The 21,282-nt window shown below is 64.7% G+C and carries 21 protein-coding genes; 8 read left to right on the forward strand and 13 right to left on the reverse strand.

What is annotated here, in order from left to right; all coding sequences use genetic code 11:
- Positions 1 to 84 precede the first annotated feature (84 nt).
- The 6 genes from BMY71_RS13665 to BMY71_RS13690 form a co-directional block, all read right to left on the reverse strand.
- The gene (locus BMY71_RS13665) at positions 85 to 534 is read right to left on the reverse strand and encodes an NfeD family protein (RefSeq protein ID WP_011501286.1); all 450 of its coding nucleotides are present in this window, start codon (positions 532 to 534) and stop codon (positions 85 to 87) included.
- Positions 535 to 564: 30 nt separating this feature from the next.
- Complete coding sequence (locus BMY71_RS13670) at positions 565 to 1,566, reverse strand: SPFH domain-containing protein (protein WP_092684603.1); 1,002 nt, start codon at positions 1,564 to 1,566, stop codon at positions 565 to 567.
- Between the two features lie 314 nt (positions 1,567 to 1,880).
- A complete protein-coding gene (hemH, locus tag BMY71_RS13675; RefSeq protein WP_011501284.1) occupies positions 1,881 to 2,918 on the reverse strand; it encodes a ferrochelatase in 1,038 nt (345 codons plus the stop codon).
- 173 nt (positions 2,919 to 3,091) lie between these two features.
- Positions 3,092 to 4,294, reverse strand: a complete 1,203-nt coding sequence (locus BMY71_RS13680) for a nickel/cobalt transporter (protein ID WP_092684393.1) — start codon at positions 4,292 to 4,294, stop codon at positions 3,092 to 3,094.
- Between the two features lie 11 nt (positions 4,295 to 4,305).
- Positions 4,306 to 4,959 (reverse strand): DUF1007 family protein, encoded by a 654-nt coding sequence (locus BMY71_RS13685; protein WP_011501282.1) that lies wholly within the window; start codon positions 4,957 to 4,959, stop codon positions 4,306 to 4,308.
- A gap of 4 nt (positions 4,960 to 4,963) precedes the next feature.
- On the reverse strand, positions 4,964 to 7,054 hold the full coding sequence (locus BMY71_RS13690) for a M3 family metallopeptidase (RefSeq protein ID WP_092684395.1): 2,091 nt from the start codon (positions 7,052 to 7,054) through the stop codon (positions 4,964 to 4,966).
- Positions 7,055 to 7,250: 196 nt separating this feature from the next.
- Here BMY71_RS13690 and BMY71_RS13695 point away from each other — a divergent pair, with 196 nt between their 5' ends.
- From BMY71_RS13695 to BMY71_RS13725, 7 genes are all read left to right on the forward strand, one after another.
- The gene (locus BMY71_RS13695) at positions 7,251 to 7,511 is read left to right on the forward strand and encodes a hypothetical protein (RefSeq protein WP_011501280.1); all 261 of its coding nucleotides are present in this window, start codon (positions 7,251 to 7,253) and stop codon (positions 7,509 to 7,511) included.
- 767 nt (positions 7,512 to 8,278) lie between these two features.
- Positions 8,279 to 9,421: a type III PLP-dependent enzyme gene (locus BMY71_RS13700; RefSeq protein WP_011501279.1), complete on the forward strand. Its 1,143-nt coding sequence runs from the start codon at positions 8,279 to 8,281 to the stop codon at positions 9,419 to 9,421.
- 144 nt (positions 9,422 to 9,565) lie between these two features.
- Positions 9,566 to 10,153, forward strand: coding sequence for a GNAT family N-acetyltransferase (locus BMY71_RS13705; protein ID WP_092684397.1), 588 nt, complete (start codon positions 9,566 to 9,568; stop codon positions 10,151 to 10,153).
- A gap of 270 nt (positions 10,154 to 10,423) precedes the next feature.
- The gene (locus BMY71_RS13710; protein ID WP_011501276.1) at positions 10,424 to 10,813 is read left to right on the forward strand and encodes a RidA family protein; all 390 of its coding nucleotides are present in this window, start codon (positions 10,424 to 10,426) and stop codon (positions 10,811 to 10,813) included.
- A gap of 390 nt (positions 10,814 to 11,203) precedes the next feature.
- Positions 11,204 to 11,674: a GreA/GreB family elongation factor gene (locus tag BMY71_RS13715; RefSeq protein WP_011501275.1), complete on the forward strand. Its 471-nt coding sequence runs from the start codon at positions 11,204 to 11,206 to the stop codon at positions 11,672 to 11,674.
- A gap of 11 nt (positions 11,675 to 11,685) precedes the next feature.
- A complete protein-coding gene (rnk, locus tag BMY71_RS13720) occupies positions 11,686 to 12,102 on the forward strand; it encodes a nucleoside diphosphate kinase regulator (RefSeq protein ID WP_011501274.1) in 417 nt (138 codons plus the stop codon).
- Positions 12,103 to 12,261: 159 nt separating this feature from the next.
- Complete coding sequence (locus BMY71_RS13725) at positions 12,262 to 13,644, forward strand: homospermidine synthase (RefSeq protein ID WP_049760668.1); 1,383 nt, start codon at positions 12,262 to 12,264, stop codon at positions 13,642 to 13,644.
- Positions 13,645 to 13,731: 87 nt separating this feature from the next.
- Here the strand turns inward: BMY71_RS13725 and BMY71_RS13730 are convergent, their stop codons facing one another.
- The 7 genes from BMY71_RS13730 to BMY71_RS13760 all read right to left on the reverse strand — a co-directional run bounded on the left by BMY71_RS13730 (position 13,732) and on the right by BMY71_RS13760 (position 19,754).
- Positions 13,732 to 14,070 (reverse strand): hypothetical protein, encoded by a 339-nt coding sequence (locus BMY71_RS13730; RefSeq protein ID WP_092684399.1) that lies wholly within the window; start codon positions 14,068 to 14,070, stop codon positions 13,732 to 13,734.
- 103 nt (positions 14,071 to 14,173) lie between these two features.
- On the reverse strand, positions 14,174 to 14,896 hold the full coding sequence (locus BMY71_RS13735; protein WP_011501271.1) for an MgtC/SapB family protein: 723 nt from the start codon (positions 14,894 to 14,896) through the stop codon (positions 14,174 to 14,176).
- Between the two features lie 28 nt (positions 14,897 to 14,924).
- Positions 14,925 to 15,944, reverse strand: a complete 1,020-nt coding sequence (locus tag BMY71_RS13740; RefSeq protein ID WP_011501270.1) for a WD40 repeat domain-containing protein — start codon at positions 15,942 to 15,944, stop codon at positions 14,925 to 14,927.
- Positions 15,941 to 17,002, reverse strand: coding sequence for a CobW family GTP-binding protein (locus BMY71_RS13745; protein WP_092684401.1), 1,062 nt, complete (start codon positions 17,000 to 17,002; stop codon positions 15,941 to 15,943). The genes BMY71_RS13740 and BMY71_RS13745 overlap by 4 nt, the downstream gene beginning before the upstream one ends.
- Positions 17,003 to 17,246: 244 nt before the next feature.
- Positions 17,247 to 18,116, reverse strand: a complete 870-nt coding sequence (locus BMY71_RS13750; protein ID WP_092684403.1) for a metal ABC transporter solute-binding protein, Zn/Mn family — start codon at positions 18,114 to 18,116, stop codon at positions 17,247 to 17,249.
- 3 nt (positions 18,117 to 18,119) lie between these two features.
- A complete protein-coding gene (locus BMY71_RS13755) occupies positions 18,120 to 18,989 on the reverse strand; it encodes a metal ABC transporter permease (RefSeq protein ID WP_175557679.1) in 870 nt (289 codons plus the stop codon).
- 6 nt (positions 18,990 to 18,995) lie between these two features.
- Positions 18,996 to 19,754 (reverse strand): metal ABC transporter ATP-binding protein, encoded by a 759-nt coding sequence (locus tag BMY71_RS13760; protein WP_092684604.1) that lies wholly within the window; start codon positions 19,752 to 19,754, stop codon positions 18,996 to 18,998.
- Between the two features lie 581 nt (positions 19,755 to 20,335).
- On the opposite strand from BMY71_RS13760, the gene BMY71_RS13765 reads away from it, so the two are divergent.
- Positions 20,336 to 21,052, forward strand: a complete 717-nt coding sequence (locus tag BMY71_RS13765; RefSeq protein ID WP_092684407.1) for an outer membrane protein — start codon at positions 20,336 to 20,338, stop codon at positions 21,050 to 21,052.
- Positions 21,053 to 21,282: the final 230 nt, after the last annotated feature.

Raw genomic sequence — 21,282 nt, forward strand, 5'->3', positions numbered from 1 at the left:
ACAAGTGCTTGCGGCTCATCCTTCGAGGCCGCCGCTGCGCGGCGGCGCCTCAGGATGACGCGGAATGCGTTGCAAGCGCGACGACTACGCCCCCGCTACCGTCAAATTCACTCCATCCGCCTGCACGATTTTCACCCGGCTCCCGGCAGGAGCGTCGGGACCGGTGACGCGCCAGAAGGTGTCGTCGATCCGCACCGTGCCGACGCCGTCGACGATCGGCTTTTCCAGCGTGAAGATGCGGCCGACCAGTGCGTCGGCGCGGCGATTGAGGAACGGGTTGGTGGCGTTGGACTCGGCCGCACCGCCGCGCGCCATCCGCCGCCATAGCGGCACCGCCGCGACGGCGAACAGCGCGAACAGCAGGATCTGGAGCTGCCACGACAGATGCAGCGCGAACGCCGCCAGCCCTGACAGCAGCGCGGCGAGGCCGAGCCAGAACAGGAAAATTCCCGGCGCGAGCAACTCCAGCGCCATCAGCACGAAGCCGATGATCAGCCAGTTCCACGGTCCCAGCGCGCCCAGCATGTCCAGCATCGTCGTTCCCTCACTGTGCCGGCGCTTGCATCACGCGCGCGTCGTCGACGGCGGCGTCGGGGCGGCGCCGGTGGTCGGCACCGAGCCGCGGCGCGCGGCCGCCTGCGCCGAGGCTGCGCTTTCGCCGAAGGTCGCCTTGGCGATCTCGCCGATTCCGGCCAGCGAGCCGAGCACGTTCATCGCCTCGATCGGCAGCATGATGATCTTCTGGTTCGGAGAGTCCGCGATCTGGCCGAACGCCTTGATGTATTTGTCGGCGATGAAGTAGTTCAACGCGGCGACGTCGCCCTTGGCGATCGCGTCGCTGACCATCTGGGTGGCGCGGGCTTCCGCCTCGGCCGAGCGCTCGCGCGCTTCGGCGTCGCGGAACGCCGCCTCGCGGCGGCCTTCGGCCTGCAGGATCTGGCCCTGCTTGGCGCCCTCGGCGCGGAGAATCTCCGATTGCCGCTGGCCTTCCGCCTGCAGGATGTCGGCGCGCTTGACGCGCTCGGCCTTCATCTGACGTCCCATCGCCTCGACCAGATCGGCCGGCGGCACGATGTCCTTGATCTCGATGCGATTGACCTTGAGCCCCCACGGCGACACCGCGGCGTCGACCACCCGCAGCAACCGCTCATTGATCTCGTCGCGATGCGACAGCACCTGGTCGAGGTCCATCGCGCCCATCACCGAGCGGATGTTGGTCATCGTCAGCACGATGATCGCCTGTTCGAGATTGGAGACCTCGTAGCTCGCTTTCGCCGCGTCGAATACCTGGAAGAAGGCGACGCCGTCGACCGTCACGGTGGCGTTGTCCTTGGTGATGACTTCCTGCTGCGGAATATCGATCACCTGCTCCATCACGTTCATCTTGCGACCGACGCGATCGAAATACGGGATGATCAGATTGAGGCCCGGCGCCAGCGTGCGGGTGAACTTGCCGAACCGCTCGATCGTCCAGTTGTAGCCCTGCGGCACGGTCTTGACGCCGGCGAACAGCGTCAGGATCACGAGCAGAACGAGAACGATGGAGAAGATATCGAAGCCAGACAGATCGTACATGCAACGTCTCCCACGGCGGCTGTGTCCGCATCGCGCCGCCCGAGCAGCCGTGCCGATGCGCTCGCCGAGCCGGCGCAACCGTCCATGGGTCGCTTGATTGTGATGTAAGGTTCGAGCGTAAAGAAAGCGAGGCCGGGTCGCAAAGCGCTTGCAGACTGGCGCTCAGAACCTGGTTCTCAGAACTTGGCTCTCAGAACCTGGTTCTCAGAACTTGGCTCTCAGAACCTGGCTCTCAGAACCTGGCTCTCAGAACCTGGCTCTCAGCATCTGGCTCTCAGAACCAGTCGCTCAGAGCCGGCGTCTTGCTACAGCCAGCCCTGCAGCTCGCGCATCACCAGCTGGCGGATCACCGCGATGCCGTCGTCACTGTCGTTGAGGCAGGGAATCGCGGAAAATTCCTCGCCGCCATTGTGCATGAAGATCTCGGCGTTTTCCTGCGCGATCTCTTCCAGCGTCTCGAGACAGTCCGAGGCGAAGCCGGGCATCACCACCGCGAGTTTGCGCACGCCGTCCTTGGCGAGCTTCTCGATGGTCTTGTCGGTGTAGGGCTGCAGCCACTGGTCGAAGCCGAACCGCGACTGGAAGGTCAGCAGCAGCTTCTTTTCGTCGAGGCCCATCCGCTCGCGCAGCGCATCGACGGTGGCGACGCATTGCGACTGGTAGGGATCGCCCTTCTCGATATAGGCCTGCGGCATTCCGTGGAACGAGGCGACGATCATCTCCGGCTCGAACGACAGCGTCGCCAGATGCGCGTTGATCGAGTTCGCCAGTGCGTCGATATAGGCGTCGTCGCGGTAATAAGGCGGCGTCACCCGCAATGTCGGCTGGGCGCGCAATTCGCGCAGCACCCGGAACGCCTGATCGCACACCGTGGCCGACGTCGCGGCGGAGTATTGTGGATAGAGCGGCACCACCAGCAGCCGCGAGCAGCCCCGAGCCACCAACGCCTCGATCCGCGACCGCAGCGAGGGATTGCCGTAGCGCATCGCCCAATCCACAACCAGATGGCTGCGATCGGTCAGCGACGCAGCAAGCTTCTCGGCCTGCGCGCGGGTGATGGTTTTGAGCGGCGATTCGTTCTTTTCGTGGTTCCAGATCTTCTGATAGTCCTTGGCCTTGCGGGCCGGACGGGTGTTCAGAATGATGCCGTTGAGCGCCAGTTTCCAGAACAGTCCCTGATTCTCGATCACCCGCGGGTCCGACAGGAACTCACGCAGATAGACGCGCACGCCCTTGGTGTCGCAACTGTCCGGGGTGCCGAGATTCACCAACAGCACGCCGACGCGCTCGGGCACGGGTGCCGGGGCGGGCGCAGGGCCGTGGATGGGAACAATCACCGTCATGATGTCGATTGGCTTCGCGCTTTGGCCTATTGTTGTCAAGACGGCGCAATGACCAGATGATGGCCGAGCACCGCAGCGGGTCGCTTCACTCCGTAGTTAGGCAGCGATCGACGAATGGCAACCGACCGGGTTTGCTGCGCTTGCTCAACCATCACGATATTGCGATGCGCTGGTTAAAGACAGGTCACGCGCTCAGCGGCAATGTAGCCTAGTAGAAGCCCGATCCCGAACAGCAGCACCAGCCCGGCCGCACCGAATTCCAGACCGCGCATGAACAGCACGCCGCCGCCCGCATGGCCGGCCGTGAGCCGTTGCGCCAGCCCCTTGGCGGACACCGCAATCGTCGCAATCGCCGCCACGGTGATGGCGGTGCCAAGCCCCATCGCGAAGGTCGCGGCGATTCCGGCCCAGAACAACCCCTGCGCCAGCGCGAATACCAGCACCAGGATCGCGCCCGAGCAGGGACGGATGCCGACCGTCAGCACCGCGCCGAGCCCGCGCCGCCAACCGCCCGGGCCGGCGAGTTCCGCCGGTTCCGGACTGTGCGAATGGCCGCAATGGTCGCCACAATCGTGATCGGCATCGCCATGGGCCGGATGATGGTGCGCCCCGTCGTGGTGATGGTGCGGGTGATCGTGGGCGTGATCATGCGCGTGCCCGTGATCATGGCCATGATGGTGATCGTGCCCGGCATGAGCCTGTATCGCTTGGGTCTGCAGCGCTTGGGTCTGACCGTGGCCGTGGTTGCGCCCGTGGAGGTCGGCGGCGGCAGCGATCGGCGGTGCGGTCGCGAACGCCAGCGTCGGCTTGCGGGTCGCGCCCTGCAAGGCCCGGAAGAAGCCGCCGCCCTTGCTCCAGACCAGCCGCGCGCCGAACAGCGCGATCAGGGCGTAGCTGACGATTTCGATCGCCCGTTCCGCGCTGCACATCGTCTTCGCCGTGGCGTTGAGCAGCCAGGCGCAGATGCCGACGATCAGCACGGCGACCAGCGCCTGCAGCATCGCCGAGATGAACGACAGCGCGATGCCGCGCCGCGCGGTCTCTTCATTGGCGACCAGATAGGACGAGATCACCGCCTTGCCGTGGCCGGGGCCGGCGGCATGGAACACGCCATAGGCGAACGAAATGCCCAGCAGGGTCCAGACCGCGCTGCCATCGGCCTTGGCGGCACGGATCGTCGCCGACATCTGACGATAAAACGCCGATTGCTGCGCCATCAGCCAGCCGAACAGGCCGCCGGACTGCGGCTCCGCCGGCGGCCGCGGCCCGCCGAACGGATTCTGCGCCCATACGGAATGCAACGCCGCGTCGCTGACGGTGGCTACGGCGGCGAGCGCGAGAATGCCGATAATCACACGATTGCGCGGCAACGACATGCCAACCGACGTCACGGGCACTTCACCGCGATCTTGTTGGCGAACATCGCACCGTAGTTCGAATTGTCGCCGTTCATGAAGTTATCCTCCGACATCCGCTGCGCGTTGGCCGAATTGTCATTGGGACGGTCGAACTTGATCGCGCAGCCGGCCGGCGCGCCCGCCAGCTTGACGGGCTCCTTCTCGACGAAGGTGAAGTCGATGAAATAGCTCGGGTCGAACACCTCGACGGCGTACTCCTTGGTGTTCATCGGCGTCTTCAGCGGCAGGAAGAAGTGCAGCGTCAGCACGTTGTCCTTGACGTCGAGATAGTAGTCGACCGGTTCGTTGAACTTCGCCTTCTTTCCTTCCGCCTTGGCGAAAGTGAAGAAGGCGAACTCCTTCAGCGATTCGACATTGGTCTGCGCCAGCGGCGCCAGATCTTCGCGAGTGTAGACGCCCTTCTGCTTGGTCTCGATCCCCTGCAGCGCATAGGTCGAGAACATGTCGTCGAACGCCCAGGTATGGCGGACGCCGGTGAACGAGCCGTCCGGCCCGTACACCAGCTCGCTGGTCGCGGTGATCCAGACATGCGGATGGGCGTGAGCGGCGGCGACGCCGGCCGAGAGGGTCAGCGCGACCGCCAGCGCGAATCGAAGGACGGCGAGACGAAGCGAGCCCAACATGGCGTTACGCGGCCTCCGGGGTTTCGAGCAGGCCACGCCGGCGCAGCAGTGCATCGGGCTCCGGCGCACGGCCGCGGAAGGCGATATAGGCCTCCTCCGGATCGCGCGAGCCGCCGGAGGCGTAAATGTCGTCGCGCAGCCTCTTGGCGACTTGCGGATCGAAGATGTCGCCGGCTTCCTCGAACGCGCCGAACGCGTCGGCGTCCATCACCTCGGACCACATATAGCTGTAGTAGCCAGAGGCGTAATGATCGCCGGTGAAGATGTGGGCGAACTGCGGCGGCCGATGGCGCAGCGCGATCTCCTCCGGCATCCCGATCTTCTCGAGCTCCCGGCGCTCGAAGGCGCTGACCTCGCCGATCGCGGAGGCCGGCTGGGTGTGGAACTCGAGGTCGAGCAACGCCGAGGACACGAATTCCACCGTGGCGAAGCCCTGGTTGAATTTGCGCGCGGCGATGAAGCGCCTCAACAGATCGTCGGGCAGCGGCTCGCCGGTCTGGTAGTGCCGGGCGAACTGCTGCAGCACCTGCGGCTGCTCCTGCCAATGTTCATAGAGCTGCGACGGCAGTTCGACGAAATCGGTGAACACGCTGGTGCCGGACAGCGACGGGTAGACCACGTCCGACAGCATCCCGTGCAGGCCGTGGCCGAATTCGTGGAACAGCGTGCGGGCGTCATCGGGCGACAGCAGCGACGGTTCGCCGTCGGCGCCCTTGGCGAAGTTGCAGACATTGATGATCAGCGGCGCCACCGCGCCGTCGAGCTTCTGCTGGTCGCGCAACGAGGTCATCCAGGCGCCGGAGCGCTTCGACGGCCGGGCGTAGTAATCGCCGTAGAACAGCCCGCGATGCGCGCCGTCGGCATCCTTGACCTCCCAGACCCGGACGTCGGGGTGCCACACCGGGACGTCGTTGCGCTCGGCGAAGCTGACGCCGAACAGCCGCGTCGCGGTGTCGAACGCGGCGGCGATCATGTTGTCGAGCGCGAGATACGGCTTGATCGCGGAATCGTCGAAATTGGCGCGGCGCTGCCGCAGCCTCTCGGCGTAATAGCGCCAGTCCCACGGCGCCAGCTTGAAATTTCCGCCGTCCTCGGCGACCAGCTCCTGCAGCGCGTCGCGGTCGGCCATCGCGCGGGCGCGCGCCGGTTTCCACACCCGCTCCAGCAGGCCGCGCACCGCTTCCGGCGTCTTGGCCATCGAATCCTCGAGCCGGTAGGCCGCGTAGGTCGGGTAGCCGAGCAGCTTCGCGGTCTCCTCGCGCAGACTGAGGATCTCGCCGATCAGCGCGTTGTTGTCGTTGGCGTTGCCGTTGTCGCCGCGGGCGATGAAAGCGCGATAGACCTTCTCGCGCAGGTCGCGGCGGCTCGAACTCTTCAGGAACGGCTCGACCGAGGAGCGCGACAGCGTCACCACCGCCTTGCCGGGCATCCCGCGTTCCTCCGCCGCGGCACGGGCGGCGGCGACGTAGCTCGCGGGGAGGCCGTCGGTGTCGCTTTCGCCCAACTCCATGAACCAGTCCTGCTCGTCGCCGAGCAGATGATGGCCGAAATTGGTGCCGAGCTGCGCCAGCCGCTCGTTGATCTCGGCCATCCGCGCCTTGGCGGCGTCGTCGAGGCCGGCACCGGAGCGATGGAAGCGGGTATAGGTGCGCTCCAGCAGCCGCTGCTGCTCGGAGGTCAGCTTCAGCTCGGCGCGCTTGTCGCGCAGCGCGGCGATGCGGCCGAACAGCACGGCGTTCATCATGATCGGATTCCAGTGCCGCGCCATCCGCAGCGACACGTCCTTGTCGATCTCCAGAAGCGCCGGATTGGAGTGCGCCGAGACCAGGTCGTAGAACACCGCCGCCACCCTGTTGAGCAGCTTGCCGGAGCGCTCCAGCGCGGTGATGGTGTTGTCGAAGTCCGGTTCGGTCGGATCGTGGGTGATCGCGGCGATCTCGGCGGCATGGTCGGCGAACGCCTGCTCGAACGCCGGCAGGAAATGCTCCGGCGCGATCTCGGCGAATGGCGGGGTTTCGAACGGGGTGGTCCAGGCCTGCAACAGCGGATTGCCGGTGCTCGGGGCTGCGGCATTCGGTCCGGAGCTTTCAGACATCAATCGATCCTGCGTTATTCGCGAATTGCGAACATATAGCACCCGTTGGGGCTTTTTTGCGCCTCGCGCCGCACGACTGGCGGATTATTCTCCGCCGTCATGCGCCCCAGTGCTGACACTTTACGGGACCATGGGCTTTCGCTTGCCGCGGCGAGCTTTTTCAGAGAGATTACGCCGCCCAACAGGACCCCGACCGATGAGCAAGCTTTCGAACCCGAACGCGACCCGCCAGATTGCCTGGTCGAGCGTCGTCACCGTGATCAGCGCCGCGATTCTGATCGGCGCCGAGGTGTTCGGCGCGGCCTTCGCCGGCGGCTGGGCGCTCGCGATCCTGTTCGGGCTCGACGAGACGTCCTCGCACATCCTGCAGGCGGTGCTGTTCGTCATCGGCGTCGTGGTGATGGTGGCCTTCGTCCGCAACGCGCAGCGCGTCGAGCCGTTCTTCAGGCGCGCCTGAGCGCGGTCTCGGTCGAACGCGCCCGATCAACTCACCGCGGCCTCGATTCGTTGTCACAAAACAGCCGACGCGCGCTTTGCGCCTGTGCGACGCGGGTTTTCTGAACGCGTAGCGCGCGACGCTCGTCTGCCAAATCTTCAGCGCTTGTTAGTGACCTTGAACGGACGTTCATGTTCGCGCGTGCGTACGTGGCTGATTAGCAACGTTCGCCGGCAGTGTCGGAAAAATTGCGCATTAAGCCAAAAAAAATCTTGCGGACCGGCACTGAAACACCTATCTCCGGTCTTGCCCAATTTCGCACGTGCCTGTGGTCGTGTGTCGGTCGGTAGGTATCCGGACAAGAGGCCGGACAGCCGCCAAGGGATGAAGAAGCCGAGGGTCTCGAAGCGCACATCGCCTTCCAAGCGAGCGCCAGGGGCCAGCATCTCTCTCAAGAGATGCCGTTGAAGGTAACTTCTTCTCTTGCAACCGTGATCGGCAGCCGGAGGCGAACCGGCGCACCCCGCTCTCAACGGGGGACGCGACTTAAAGCAACGACGGAGCGGGCTTTTTTGGTCTCTGCTGGCTTTCCATCAGCCAGCGCGAATACCGAAGAGGCTTGTCCTTCATTGCCAGGCGAGCGGGCGGGAGCTTTCCCAACCAATCGACGGCAGCACTGTCTACCCGAGCTGATCGCTCGTCACGCCTCCATCGCGTGACGGCGCCGCAGTCTTCGGGCCGACGTCACGTTGATAGAGCGTCCGTCGCTGGACGCTTGGGAGAGTGCCATGACCGAACGTATTCGGGATTTTCTGCGCGACCGCCGTAACAATGGTCTGGATGTCGAGCCCTGCCTCGTCGTCGATCTCGAAGTCGTGCGCGACAATTTCACCAGCTTCGCCCGGGCGCTGCCGGACAGCCGCGTGTTCTATGCTGTCAAGGCCAACCCGGCGCCGGAAGTGCTGTCGCTGCTGGCGTCGCTCGGCTCGTGCTTCGACTGCGCCTCGGTGCAGGAGATCCAGATGGCGCTGGCTGCCGGTGCGACCCCGGACCGCATCTCCTATGGCAACACCATCAAGAAGGAACGCGACATCGCGCGCTCCTATGAGCTCGGCATTCGCCTGTTCTCGGTCGACTGCACCGCCGAGGTGGAGAAGATCGCGCGCTCGGCGCCGGGTTCGAAGGTGTTCTGCCGCATCCTGTACGATTGCGCCGGCGCCGAATGGCCGCTGTCGCGCAAGTTCGGCTGCGATCCGGAGATGGCGGTCGATGTGCTCGACGCGGCGAAGCGCCTCGGCCTGGAAGCCTATGGCATCTCGTTCCATGTCGGCTCGCAGCAGCGCAAGGTGAAGGCGTGGGACCGTGCGTTGGCGATGGCCGCGACCGTGTTCCGCGACTGCGCCGAGCGCGGCATCAGCCTGTCGATGGTCAATATGGGTGGCGGCTTCCCGACCAAATATCTGAAGGAAGTGCCGCCGGTGGTGCAGTACGGCCGCTCGATCTTCCGGGCGTTGCGCAAGCACTTCGGCAACCAGATCCCGGAGACCATCATCGAGCCGGGTCGCGGCATGGTCGGCAATGCCGGCGTGATCGAGACCGAAGTCGTTCTGATTTCGAACAAGAGCGACAAGGACGAGACGCGCTGGGTCTATCTCGACATCGGCAAGTTCGGCGGTCTCGCCGAGACGATGGACGAGTCGATCCGCTACGCAATCCGCTCGCGCCATGACGGCGCCGAGATGACGCCCTGCGTGCTCGCCGGCCCGACCTGCGATTCGGCCGACGTGCTGTACGAGAAGATGCCGTACCCGCTGCCGGTGACGCTCGAGATCGGCGACAAGCTGCTGATCGAAGGCACCGGGGCGTATACGTCGACTTACTCGGCTGTGGCCTTCAACGGCTTCCCGCCGCTGCGGACCTACCACATCTAAAGACCGCGCCCGCGCACCTCCGCCGCGTGCGGGGTGCGGAGCAAGAAAGTCGAGGCCGGCTTGCCGGCCTCTCCCTGTCACATGACGATTGCTGACAACACACCGCCGGTGCAACGCGCTGGCGGGCGTGGGGATCGACGTGCCATGACGAACGCCCGAGCCACCCTGACTGCCTTGAACGTCGCAGCCGTTCCGTTCGCAATCCGTGCGGAAAAGAGCTCCGACATTGTCGCGCGTGAGCGCCTGCTGGATGCGTGCTTCGGCCAAGGCCGTCATGCGCGCACCTGCCAGCGTTTGCGTGATGGACGCGCGCCCGCGGAAGGCCTCGCCTTCTCCGCGGTCCGTCAAGGCCGGCTGGTCGGCACCGTCCGTCTTTGGCATGTCGACGCAGGGGGCCGGGCCGCACTCGTGCTCGGCCCCCTCGCCGTCGATTCGTCGTGCCGTGAGTTCGGCGTCGGCGGCGCGCTGATGCGGGCGGCGCTGGCGGAAGCGGCGGCGCGCGGCCACGGCGCGGTGATCCTGCTCGGCGACGCGCCGTATTACGCGCGGTTCGGCTTCTCGGCTGAGAAGATGGCTGCTGTCGCGCTGCCGGGTCCGTTCGAGCGCGACCGCCTGCTCGGCCTCGAACTGAGGCATGGCGCGCTCGATGGCGCGGCCGGCCTGATCGTCGCGACCGGCGCCGCCGTGAAGCCGGCGCGGGCTGCGCGGTCGCGCCTTCGCCGCGCCGCCTGAGGACGGTCCGATGCGATTTCCACGCCCGACCCATCGCGTCTTCGCGCCGCGCGCTCCGGACAAGAGTCCGCGGGTGACCCGCCTCGTGTTGCTCGTCTTCGTGGTCAAGATCGCCGTCGACGCTTTGCGCCGGCGGCGAGCCCGCCCAGCCGAAACCGAACCAGCCTGATACCCGGCAAGACCCGCCGCGCCCTTTCTCCGGCTTGATTTGCCGGGACAGACGCGGCATTGGCTGCCCGAATTGCTCTCATCGTCCCAGGAAACAAACCGATGCCGCGCCGCCTGATTTCCACCGGATCGCCGTTCGAGAAGACCGCCGGCTACAGCCGCGCCGTGGTGGACGGCGAGTTCGTCTTCGTCTCCGGCACCACCGGGTTCGACTACGCGACGATGACCCTGCCTGAGGATGTCACGGCGCAGACACGAAATTGCTTCAAGACGATCGGCGCGGCACTTACGGAGGCCGGCTTCGACATGGCCGACATCGTACGCGCTACCTATTACATCACCGACGCCGCGGACGCCGACAAGGTCTTCGCCATATGTGGCGAGAATCTCGGCGAAATCCGCCCGGCCGCGACGCTGCTGGTGGTCGCCGGACTTTACAAGCCTGAGATGAAGGTCGAAATCGAAGTGACCGCCAAGCGCCGCAGCGCTTGAACTTTCACCGCTTACTTCGCGTTATCGCTCCGCTAGAGCAGGATGACTTATCTTCGAATCGTCATCCCGCTTTAGCTTCTTGTTTAGGCACGATCTCTTCCGAATACCGGTGTCCAGTTTTCGGGATCATGCTCTAGCGAGCCATCATGTCGCAGGCGGTCCGTTGACTTTGTTGCCGTCTGCCGTACGATAAGACCATCATGTTGAACACTGGCCATATCTACTTGCTGCTGCGCGCAGGTCGCCTCCTGACTGGAAGGTGACCCGGGCGGACGCGCGTTGCGCCGTCCCGGGTAGATTGCCGTTCTCCATCCTCGCAAAATCCAAAAAACCACGATCGCATCGCACAGACGTGCGCGCCCAGCATGGCGACGCGTGAGGGTCTCAGTAATGAATCCACCGGTCAGTATCGCATCAAGAGACTTCGGCCGCCTGAGGCAGATCGCCGTGCAGGCGCTCGCCAGCCGCGATCCGGTCGGCCGTTTCCTGTTTTCAGAACTGGAGCGGGCGGTGGTGATCGACTCGCCGGCGCCGCCGCTCACGGTCCGTCTCGACGATTGGGTGACCTTTCGCGCCGACGACGATCAGCCGCTCGAAAGCCGCATCCTGGTCCTTCCTGGGCACTACCGCCGCAACGCCCTGCATCTGTCCGTGCTGTCGCCGGTCGGCGCCGCGCTGGTCGGCCTGCGTCCCGGCGCCCGGATGCACTATCAAGGTGTCGATGGCGTGCAGCACGTCGCGACGGTTGAAAGTCTCGAGCCCCCCGAAGGGGTCATTTCATTGATGCAACGGCGCTCCGCGAGAGCCCGCCCGCCCTCCAGCGGCGATCATCCGAACGGCACTGGTCCGACAGCAGCATGATGGTGAATGATATGATCAGCTACCTGCAATCCGAATTGCCTCCGATTACCTTGCGGATGTGCGACGTCGAACGACTGCGCAACATCGCCGAGGCTGCGTCGGATAAGTATCCACAAACCGCCGACTTTCTGGCGCGGGAAATCGAGCGTGCGGAGATCCTGCCGGATTCCCAGCTCCTGCCCGGCCTCATCATGATGGGCTCCGAAGTTACCTTCCGCGACGACATCAGCGGTCAGGAGCGTTGTGTGACACTTGTGTATCCGGAAGCGGCCGATGTCGAGGCCAACAAGATCTCGATCATCACACCGATCGGGGCGGCGCTGATCGGCCTGTCGGCGGGCCAGACGATCGAATTCCAGACGCCTGGCGGACGCTGGCGGTCGTTGACGGTGATACGAGCCTATCCGCCGCGCGACGCGCTCAACTGAGCCCGCTTCTGGTAGTTATTATGAAAACCCCACGGCAAAGCATCGTTGCCGTGGGCCTGAAGTTGCCGTAGTCCTTCGCGGCAGCCAAACCCCGTCACCCCCGGAGTTTCAATCTTGACCGCACATCCCGTCCACGCACGCATCGATGGCCCCATCGTGATGATCGGCTTCGGCTCGATCGGCAAGGGCGCGCTGCCCTTGATCGAGCGTCACTTCGCATACGACAAGAAGCGCTTCGTGATCATCGATCCGCATGCCGACGACGAACTGGCCAGGAAGCACGGCGTCCGCTTCATCAAGCAGGCGGTCACCCGCGACAACTACCACGAGTTGCTGATCCCGCTGCTCACCGAAGGCGGCGGCCAGGGGTTCTGCGTCAACCTGTCGGTCGACACCGGCTCGGTCGACCTGATGACGATGTGCCGTGAGATCGGCGCGCTGTACATCGACACCGTCGTCGAGCCCTGGCTCGGCTTCTATTTCGACAAGAGCGCCGGCCCGGAGAAGCGCTCCAACTACGCACTGCGCGAGACGCTGCTGGCGGCCAAGGCCAAGAGCCCGGGCGGCACCACCGCGGTCTCCACCTGCGGCGCCAATCCGGGCATGGTGTCGTGGTTCGTCAAGCAGGCACTGGTTGATATCGCGCGCGACACCGGCACTGAATACAACGAGCCGAAGAGCCGCGACGGCTGGGCGCAGCTCGCGCACAAGCTCGGCGTCAAGGGCATCCACATCGCCGAGCGCGACACCCAGCGCGCGAAGAATCCGAAGCCGATGGACGTGTTCGTCAACACCTGGTCGGTGGAAGGCTTCGTCTCCGAGGGGCTGCAGCCGTCCGAACTCGGCTGGGGCACCCACGAGACCTGGATGCCGGACAACGGACGCAAGCACACCGACGGCTGCGGCGCGGCGATCTATCTGTTGCAGGCCGGCGCCAACACCCGGGTCCGTTCGTGGTGCCCGACGCCGGGCGCGCAATACGGCTTCCTCGTCACCCACAACGAATCGATCTCGATCGCCGATTACTTCACGGTGCGCGACGGCCAGAACGTGATCTACCGGCCGACCTGTCACTACGCCTACCACCCGGCTAACGACGCCGTGCTATCGATGCACGAGATGTTCGGCGCCACCGGCAAGATGCAGTCGTCCTGGCACATCCTCGACGAGAACGAGATCGTCGACGGCATCGACGAACTCGGCGTGCTGGTCTACGGCCACGCCAAGAACGCCTATTGGTTCGGCTCGCAACTCTCGATCGAGGAAACCCGCCGGATCGCCCCGTATCAGAACGCCACAGGCCTGCAGGTGTCGTCGGCGGTGATCGCCGGCATGGTCTGGGCGCTGGAGAATCCCGAAGCCGGCATCGTCGAGGCCGACGAGATGGACTACAAGCGCTGCCTCGAGGTGCAGAGGCCGTATCTCGGCCCGGTCAAGGGCTACTATACCGACTGGACTCCGCTCAGCGATCGCCCTGGCCTGTTCCCCGAGGACATCGACACCTCGGACCCGTGGCAGTTCCGCAACGTCCTGGTGCGCTGAGGCAAGTCCAACGAAATCAAGTCAAAGAAAATCCGGGCTCGCGCGACGCGCGGCCCGGATCGAGTTTCGTCGTCACGTTTCTTGAACTCAGCCTTTCGGCTGGATCGGCTCGCCCTTCTTTTCCGCCGGAGCGGGGGGCAGCGCTGGTTTTGCGCCGGCGTCGAGCGCGTCGGAATCGGGCCGCGCCGGCTGTGGCGCAATGTCATGCGGCCGCGCGCCGGTGGTCGTGGTGTCCATCGGAGCGGAGGACTTGCCGTCCGCGCCAGGCGTCGATTGCAGCGGCTGTGTCGCCTGCGCGAGATGCAGGCGCCCGCTGTTATCGACCTGCGTCAACGACAGGCCCGACATCGCGACGCCGGCCATGATCAGGATGCCCGCCAGCAGCAGATCTCGTTTCAAACCGCTTTGCTTCTCGATCGGCGTCATTGTTGTCACCCCTTGCTGGATGGACAACAGACACCGGAGGGCATCGTTCCAGGTTCCATGTCCGGACGAGGGTTCAACCCATCGCAGTTGTCGACAAAGTGAATCAATCTTTAGTGCTGGTTTCCCAGGTCGCGTAATCGACGCCCGGCCGGCGCCCCATGTCGGCGACAACGACGTCGAGTTCCTTCGGCTCGATCGAGGTCGAGACCAGCGTGGCGACGATTTCGACCTTGTCGTCGGCATGGTCGGCGGTTTCCACCTCGATATCGGCGACCGGGTAGTTGGCCGCTTCCAGGCGTTCTTCGAGCTGATCGCGAAGCTGGTCGGCCGAAGCGCTGCCGGCGGTGAGCCGCACCGAGTAAGTCGCTTCCGACGAACGCTCGTCGAACGGGATGCGGTTGATGGCATTGACCAGCGGCCGCAGCAGGGTGTTGCCGGCGATCACGAACACGGTCAGCGCCACCGCCTGCGCGGCGAGGTCAGCGCCTGCGCAGCAGCCGACCGCGGCAGAGCTCCACAACGTCGCCGCGGTGTTCAGCCCGCGCACGTTCATCCCGTCTTTCATGATCACGCCAGCACCGAGGAAGCCGATGCCGGACACCACATAGGCGATCACCCGGACCGCGCCGTCAGCGCCGGCCAGATGCATCGCCAGATCGACGAAGGCGGCAGCGCCGACCGCGACCAGCACGTTGGTGCGCAGCCCGGCATTGCGCAGGCGATATTGCCGCTCGGCGCCGATCAGCATCCCGAGCACGAAGGCGACCGCGAGGCCGAGCAGCGTGTCGAGGAAATCGGCGGTCTGGAAAGTGGTGAGGAAGCGCATGGGCCGAAGGTCTCCGCGGGCCTTCCTCTTACAGCGGAAGAATCCCCGCCGCACCCTCCTCGTCGGCGAACGCCAGCAGCGTGCCCTTGGCATTCCAGGCCAGCGCGGCGACCGGCGGAGTGCCGTTGCGCCGGACCAGAATCTCCGCCCCGTCGGTCAGCCGCACCATCAGCACCGTGCCGTCGCTGTAGCCGACAGCGAGGATCTCCTGCTTCGGGTGGCACGCCAGCATACTGACCCGGGCCTGCAGCGGCGCCAGCATCGCCGGCTCCTTGCCCATCGGCCCGTCCTTGCTGGCGAACGGCCAGACGATCACCGAATCGGCGCCCGACGTCGCAAGGCCCTTGCCGCCTGCGGTCCACACCATCGAGCGCACGCGGCCGGGATAACCGGTCATCCGCATATGCCGGGAATCCGCGAGCCGCCAGCCGTGCAGCGAGGGCTCGTGCATCGCGGTGACGAGAAAGCGGTTGTCCGGGCTGAACATCACGCCGAGATGCGAGCCGGCCCATTCGAGCATTTCGGCGTTGGCGGCCATGTTCGGAAACCACAGCGTCACGCCGTTGTAATGCGCGATCGCGAGCCGCATTCCCTTCGGCGCGAAAGCGAGGCCGCCGACCGTCGACGGCACCTCGAAGAACTTTTCTTCGGCCTTGGGCGCGCGAACGTAGGCGACCTTTGCGGCCGACCACGCCACCGCGCCGTCCGGATGCAACGCGACGTTGTCGATCCAGCGCCGCTTCGCATCGGTGACGAACAGCTCGGCCTTGCCGCCGGCGTCGACCAGCATCACCTTGCCGTCGTCGCCGCCAGTAACGATGCGCTTGCTGTCGGCGACGGAGCTGAGGATCGCGCCGCCATGCAGCGTCACAGTCGACGTCTCGCCGCCGGGCGAGGCGAAGGTCGCGTTTTCCTCAGCGCCGATGAAGACCGCAGTGTCGCCGATAAAATGCACTGCGCCGACCGGTGCGCCGGTTGCAACCTCGATCACGCGATCGCTCACCGAGGCGATCGAAGCCGCCTCGCCCGAAGTCTCGAACCCGGTCATTGAACGATGCACTTCTCGAAGCCGTCGCGGATCGCCTGCTCCGGCAATTCGCGGCCGATGAAGACGACGCGGCTCTGGCGCGGCTCGTCGTCCTTCCAGGCACGCTGGTGATCGCCCTCGAGCATCATATGCACGCCCTGGAACACGTAGCGGTCGGTGTCGCCGGCGAAGGAGAGAATCCCCTTGGAGCGCAGGATCTTCTGGCCTTCGGTCTGCACCAGTTGCTGCAGCCACGGCATGAATTTGGCGGGATCGATCGGCTTGTCGCTCTTCAGCGACAGCGATTGCATGTCCTCGTCGTGATAGTGCTTCAGGCCGTGGCCATCGCCATGGTCGTGGTGGTGATGATGGCCGTGGTCGTGGCCATGATCGTGATCATGGTGATGATCATGATCGTCGCCGGTTTCGAGGAATGCGGGCTCGATCTCCAGAATACGATCGAGATCGAAAGCGCCGCGATCCAGCACATCGGCCAGCGCGACCTGGCAGCGCTCGGTGTGATGCAGCCGCGCGTATGGGTTGATGGCGCGGATCCGCGCCTCGACTTCGGCGAGTTCGGGCTTGGTGACGAGATCGGTCTTGTTGAGCACGATGACGTCCGCGAAGGCGATCTGGTTCTTGGCCTCCGGCGCATCCTTGAGGCGGTCGCTCAGCCATTTCGCGTCGGCCACCGTCACCACCGCGTCGAGCCGCGAAAACGCCATCACGTCCTCGTCGACGAAGAACGTCTGCGCCACCGGCGCCGGATCGGCGAGGCCGGTGGTCTCGACGATGATCGCGTCGAACCTGCCCTTGCGCTTCATCAGGCCGCCGAGAATCCGGACCAGGTCGCCGCGCACGGTGCAGCAGACGCAGCCGTTGTTCATCTCGAACACTTCCTCGTCGGCGCCGATGATCAAATCGTTGTCGATGCCGATCTCGCCGAACTCGTTGACGATCACCGCGTACTTCTTGCCGTGGTTTTCCGACAGGATGCGGTTCAGCAGCGTCGTCTTGCCGGCGCCGAGATAGCCGGTGAGGACGGTGACGGGAATTTTCGAGACAGCGGAAGACGTCATCGGCAGGCACTCCAGCACAAAGTCACGGACTGAGGCGCGTTCGGCTGCGCGTCTCTCATGACGAGACAGAAACGGGGGACCGCCATCCGCGTCAACATCCGCCCAACGGCGGATTCTGCGGGATCGGGCGGGACGAACGCCGCGTTAAAGCATGACCCCGAAAAGTGGACGCCGGTTTTCGGAAAAGATCATGCTCAAACAAGAACCTAGAGCGGGATGAAGATTCGAAGATAGGCATCCCGCCCTAGTTCGCGAGCGCGCTCGTCAGCGTCCTTATATTGTGCCTGACCATATCAATGTAAGTGGGGGCGTCGCCGTTTTCGGCCGTCAGGCTGTCGGAATACAGCGTGCCGCCGATCCTGGCGCCGGTCTCGGCGGCGATCCGCTGGATCAGCCGCGGGTCGCTGATGTTCTCGAGGAACACCGCGGGGATCTTCGAGGTGCGGATCTGGGTGATGATGCGGGCGACGTCGCGGGCGCTGACCTCGGACTCGGTCGAGACACCCTGCGGCGCGATGAAGGCGATGTCGTAGGAATCGGCGAAATAGCCGAACGCGTCGTGGCTCGAGATGACCTTGCGGGCCGCGGCCGGGATCTTCGCCGCGGCGTCGCGCACCTCGCGATCGAGCGCGTCGAGCTTGTCCAGATAGGCGTCGGCATTGGCCCGATACGCCGCTGCGCCGGCCGGATCGGCCGCAACCAGCGCGTCGCGGATGTTCGACACATATACTTTGGCGTTCGTCACCGATTGCCAGCCATGGGGATCGGCTTCGGAGCCGAGCTTGCGGGTCTTGACGCCCTTGGTGGCGGTGACGATCGTGGCCTTGCCGCCTGACGACTGCACCAGCCGGGGCAGCCAGCCTTCGAGCCCCAACCCGTTGACCACGACGAGCCTGGCGTCGGCGACCCGCTTCGCGTCGCGCGGCGACGGCGTGTAGATATGGACGTCGCCTGTCGGCCCGACCAGCGTGGTGACGGCGACCCTGTCGCCGCCGACGTTGCGGACGAAATCGCCGAGGATCGAGAAGCTGGCGACGACGCCGATGCGATCGTCGGCGCGTACGGCTCCCGCCCCGACCAGCAGCGAGATGATGACGATCGCAATTCGAAACATGCCTCAGGCCTCGAGATGGCGGCCGGTGAACACTTTACGCACCACGCCGCCAGCTCGGCCGAAGAGCAGGGAGACGATGTAGATCAGCGCCGCGATCAGGATGATCGCGGGCCCGGACGGCACGCGGGTGAAGAAAGACAGCACCAGCCCGAAATAGCCGGACAGCATCGCGCTGCCGACCGCGACCAGCATCATGCCGGTGATGTCGCGGGCCCAGAATTTGGCGATGCCGGCCGGCAGAATCATCAACCCGACCGCAAGCAGCGTTCCGAGCGCGTGGAAGCCATTGACCAGATTGATCACCACCAGCGCCATGAACGCCAGATGCGCCGGCGCACCGGCGCGGCTGACGGTCCGCAAAAACAGCGGATCGACGCATTCGATCACCAGCGGCCGGTAGATCACCGCCAAGACAAATAGAGTGAGCGTCGCGTTGAAGGCGATCACCAGCAGCGTCTGGTCGTCCATCGCCAGGATGTTGCCGAACAGCACGTGCAGCAGGTCGATATTGGTGCCCTTCATCGACACGATGGTCACGCCCAGCGCCAGCGACACCAGATAGAACGCCGCCAGCGAGGCGTCCTCCTTGAGTTCGGTGACGCGCGACACCACGCCGGCCAGGATCGCCACCGCGAAGCCGGCGATCAGTCCGCCGAAGGTCATCGCGAACAGATTGAGCCCGGACAACAGGAAGCCGATCGCGGCGCCCGGCAGGATCGCATGCGCCATCGCGTCGCCGACCAGGCTCATCCGTCGCAGCATCAGGAACACGCCGATCGGCGCGCCGCCGAGTGACAAGGCGACAATGCCGGCAAGCGCACGGCGCATGAATTCAAAGTCGGAGAAGGGCGCGATCAGCGCCTGATACAGCAGCATGGCTTAGGCCGCCCGCGCCGGTGAGGCGGCGGCGGTGCAGGCCGCGGCGCCGTCGTCGAAGGCCTCGCACATCCGCCGCGCCTCGGCCTGATTGGCCGTGGTCAGCACCTCGTCGGTCCGGCCCCAGGCCACGGCGGTGCGCGCCAGCAGCAGCGTCTCCGGGAAACTGGTGCGAACCAGCTCCATATCGTGCAGCGCTGCGATCACGGTGCGGCCCTCATCATGCCATCGCCCGATCAGCGTCACGAGATCGGCGGTGGTGCGGGCGTCGACGGCGTTGAATGGCTCGTCCAGCACGATGACGCGCGCATCCTGCAGCAGCACACGGGCGAACAGCATTCGCTGGGTCTGGCCGCCGGACAGCGTGCCGATATTGCGGTTCTCGAATCCGGAGAGGCCGACGGCAGCGAGCGCATTCGCGATCTTCGGCCGCGCCGCCTTACCGACCCCGCCGAACGATCCGCTGGTCCGCCACAGCCCGGTGCCGACGAAGTCGAACACCGAGATCGGAAAGCTGCGGTCGATATCGGCGGACTGCGGCAGATAGGCGATATCGCGGATATCGACGCCGCCGCGACCGATCGAGCCAGCGAGCGGCTTGAGGATCCCGACGATGCCGCGGAATAGAGTGGACTTGCCGGCGCCGTTCGGGCCGACCACCGCCAGCAACGCGCCGGCGGCAATCTCGCCGCTGAGGTGATGGACTGCCGGATGCCGGTCATAACCCAACGTCAAATCATTGAATTGCAGTTGCGCGACCATCGTCATCTCATCGCCAGCAAAACCACCGCCCACAGCGCGGCGCTGACCGCCGCAGCGGCCAGCAGGCGTGATGTCAGCGTCATGCGCAGAATCGACCAGGGGGTCGGCTGCACCGGGTGCGGCGAATCAACGCCATGAACATGCATGTGAACCGGCTTCGGCGAGGCGAAGGGATGGGAATGTGGGGGATGACCGTCCACTGCGAACCGCCCGAATGGAGGCTGAAGGAGATGCTTGTTACAATATAACATTATTGCTGGAACGCGTCGATCAACTATCGACGGTAAATTAATAGAGATTGACCCTCGGAATGCCGATAAACAGCCGCGCCTTCAGGCAGAATCCGGCGATGCTCAACCGGAGGGCAGCGCGGAACCCGTTTAAGGCAAATTTAAGGTTTCTTTTAGGTTCCATTAAGCACTGAAAATTGTTGAAACTCATAAGGTTAGTTCCAGCGTCAGTGTTGCCTCCAGGTGACAGCTTTTTACGCGAGGTCGGGCTAAACCTTGATCCAGATGGTGACGACGAACGGCACCTCTGTTGAAGACTCGCACCTCTGTTGAAGACTCCTGGAGAACAAAATGAAAAAGATCCTTCTCGCAACCGTCGCTCTGGTTGCCTTCGGCGCGGCTCCGGCCCTCGCCGCCGACCTCGCGGCCCGCCCCTACAACAAGGCCCCGGTCTACGCTCCCCCGGTTCCGATCTATAACTGGACCGGCTTCTACATCGGTGGTCACATCGGCGGCGCCTTCGCCGGCGACAACAGCATCGGCACCGGCGTCACCGCCAACAGCGATGGCAAGTTCCTCGGTGGTGTGCAGGCTGGTTACGACTGGCAGTTCGCTCCGAGCTGGGTGCTCGGTGTTGAAGGTCAGTACTCCTGGCTGAGCGGCACCAACGACGCGGTTGCCTTCACCGTCGTCGGCCAGCCCGGCATCTACTCCTTCTCGGACAACCAGCGCGGTCTGGCGTCGGTCACCGGCCGCCTCGGCTACACCTGGGGTCCGGCACTGCTCTACGTCAAGGGCGGTTGGGCCTATGCCGACTACAAGTCCAGCCTGTCGAACACGGTCCTCGGCTCGATCTCGTCCACCAGCAGCCAGGACGGTTACACCGTCGGCGGCGGTCTCGAGTACCTGTTCGCTCAGAACTGGTCGGGCAAGATCGAATACCAGTACTACGACTTCGGCAACGTCGATCTGGGCGCTGGCTTCACCGCCAAGAACGACCAGCACGTCGTCAAGGCCGGCCTGAACTACCGCTTCAACTGGGGTGGCCCGGTCGTCGCGAAGTACTGATAAGTACTGACAAATTCCCTTCGGGGGCGGAAAGGGCCGGCATTATGCCGGCCCTTTTTGTTTGAGCGATCATGGTCTTGGGCCGATCCTGGCCAGCGATTCTGTCTGCGCGGCCGACGCCCGCAAAATCGTACAAAACCGCACACCCCAGATTGTACAAAATTTACTACCTGCCCCGATAGTGCACCAAGCCATCGTTGCAACCAAAACGAGGCACAGTGAAATAATTG

Origin of the sequence: Rhodopseudomonas pseudopalustris, from assembly GCF_900110435.1 — a bacterium.
GTDB classification, from domain to species: domain Bacteria; phylum Pseudomonadota; class Alphaproteobacteria; order Rhizobiales; family Xanthobacteraceae; genus Rhodopseudomonas; species Rhodopseudomonas pseudopalustris.